Annotated in this window: 2 protein-coding genes; one reads left to right on the top strand and one right to left on the bottom strand. The window is 57.4% G+C overall.

Annotated features, from left to right (window positions below; all coding sequences use genetic code 11):
- Positions 1-15: 15 nt before the first annotated feature.
- Positions 16-1,545, top strand: coding sequence for an IS3 family transposase (locus AC1DPR_RS31565; protein ID WP_477817975.1), 1,530 nt, complete (start codon positions 16-18; stop codon positions 1,543-1,545).
- Here the strand turns inward: AC1DPR_RS31565 and AC1DPR_RS31560 are convergent.
- On the bottom strand, positions 1,444-1,956 hold the full coding sequence (locus tag AC1DPR_RS31560) for an SDR family NAD(P)-dependent oxidoreductase (RefSeq protein ID WP_477817974.1): 513 nt from the start codon (positions 1,954-1,956) through the stop codon (positions 1,444-1,446). The two genes, AC1DPR_RS31565 and AC1DPR_RS31560, sit on opposite strands and share 102 nt — an antisense overlap.
- Between the last annotated feature and the right edge of the window lie 441 nt (positions 1,957-2,397).

The raw sequence follows: 2,397 nt of genomic DNA, 5'->3' as shown, positions 1-2,397 counted from the left end.
ACTTGGAGGTAGTTCATGTATTCGTACGAGGATCGCATCAGGGCGGTCAAGCTATATTTCAAGTACGGGGGAAAGACGGCAACGGTCGTTCGTGAGCTGGGCTATCCGTCGGGCAAGAACCTGAAGCGGTGGGTTCACCTGTACCAGGCGCTTGGGGACCTGCCCAAGCTCCGCCGTCCAAGGCAGCGATACACGCTGGAGCAAAAACGCGTGGCGGTGGATCACTATTTCGGTCATGGCTGCTCTTTAGTTCATACCCGCAGAGCCCTCGGGTATCCCAGCACCGAAATGCTGGCCCGCTGGATTGAGGAGCTGCGCCCTGGGTCGCGCCGCATGGTCACGAGCACAAACACCAGTGCGCCGTTTGCGTCCGAACAGAGGCGTCAGGCAGTCACTGACCTTTGCACCCGCCCGGGCTCAGCGGAGGATGTKGCAAAAAAGGTTGGAGTAAGCCGACCGATGTTGTACAAGTGGAAAGATCAACTGCTCGGAGACGAGGCATATCGATCTATGCGAAAACGTAAATTGGCTTCGCCTGAAGACGAGCATGCGGCGTTGCTGGAAAGAATCGCGCAGCTCGAACAGCAGGTACGCCAGCTGCAACTTGAGCGCGACATCCTGACGCAGGCGGGCGATCTAATAAAAAAAGACCAAGGCATCAACACCCTGGCCCTGACAAACAGGGAGAAGACACAGGTGGTTGATGCCTTGAAATCTACGTATCCGTTGTCCGAACTTCTTCGCATCGTCGGGCTTGCACGCAGTAGCTATTTTTATCACAAGACAAGATTAGGCCTGGCCGATAAATATGGCGAGGTTCGTAGCGCCATGGTCGAGATCTTTGAGGGCAACCATCGGTGTTACGGGTACCGCCGTATCCACGCGATACTGCGCCAGCGCGATATGCAGATCTCCGAGAAAGTTGTGCGCAGATTGATGGCGGAGGAGCAGCTTACTGTCCATCGACCTCGTCGCCGGTATAGCTCTTACAGCGGGGAGATTGGCGTTGCGCCCGAGAACCTGATTGCCAGGGACTTCCATTCGCAGGCTCCAAATCAAAAGTGGCTGACGGACATCACCGAATTCCAGCTTCCAGCGGGCAAGGTCTACCTATCACCCATGATCGACTGCTTTGACGGCAAGGTTGTGAGTTGGTCTATCGGAACGAGGCCTGACGCGCAATTGGTCAATAGCATGCTCGACGGCGCTATCAAGACGCTCACCGAAGGCGACAGCCCCGTCGTACACAGTGACAGGGGCTCGCACTATCGTTGGCCGGGATGGCTACAACGTATCGATGCGGCGGGTCTCGTCCGATCCATGTCGCGAAAAGGCTGCTCACCTGACAACGCTGCGTGCGAAGGCTTCTTTGGGCGCCTGAAAAACGAGATGTACTACTGTCGCAACTGGGCCGGCACCACGGTAGAGGCATTCATGAACGAGCTAAACTCGTACATCCAGTGGTACAACGAGCGGCGCATCAAGTTGTCCCTGCAGGCGATGAGCCCGGTCGACTACCGGCGCCGCTTGGGAATCGCAACCTGAATCAGTCCAAGAAATCGTCCGCAGCCCCCTGCAAACATTTACAATCCGCCCAGCGGAAGATCGTTTCAGCGAGGGCAGGCACGCCTGTGTCACCTGAACCGCGGACCGTACGTTCAAGTCAAATACGGCTTGCAACGAATGTAAATCGAGTGCCTCCAGCCTTTGTGGAATTGCGATGCCTGCATTGTTGACGACGGCGTCGATCTTTGACGACGCCGACAGCCGTGCCAGCACTGACTCGGTTTCCTGAACGTTCGCCAAATCCGCTGTAAGAAGCTGGCCTGGAAAATCCTCGATTGCATTGCGAGCGATGCCAATAACATTCCAACCCGCCCGATGCAAGTGTCGACTCAGTGCCAGCCCAATCCCCTTGGTTGCGCCTGTCACGAGAGCTGTATGTCGCTCTTCCATTTTGTGCCCCTATGGAAAGAAGGACTGAACATGATACAGGGCGCCAAGTTGAGGGACACGACGTCGATCGGCTAATCACGCCTCTGCCCACTGGAGCGCGCCCGGCGGTTTCCTACCCCAAACCGGACATTGATGCCCCGTTTTCAAACGGCCGCCTCTGGCCGGTCTCGGTCGTCTGAACTTCCGCCGCTGGGCGCGTTGGGCGGGGGACTGCATCCGACCCTTCTGAGACAAKCGACGCGCTGCTTGTTGGTCGGCTGGCCACTAGCGCGAACCGCCCGTTGTAGCGGGACCGCAACCCGCCGTCCCACCTTCGTTTTCCAGGATTCGCTGACGTCACCCGTTTTCCAGGATTCGCTGACGTCACCCACGAAAACGCAATGCGTCTACGACCAACGAGAACGCCGGAGAAGGCTGCCGTCGACTCGGGTAGTAGAGGTG

Source organism: Rhizobium sp. 01T417 (assembly GCF_056398905.1).
Note: the sequence above shows the minus strand (reverse complement) of the source record. Positions and strands in the feature narration are given on the sequence as shown.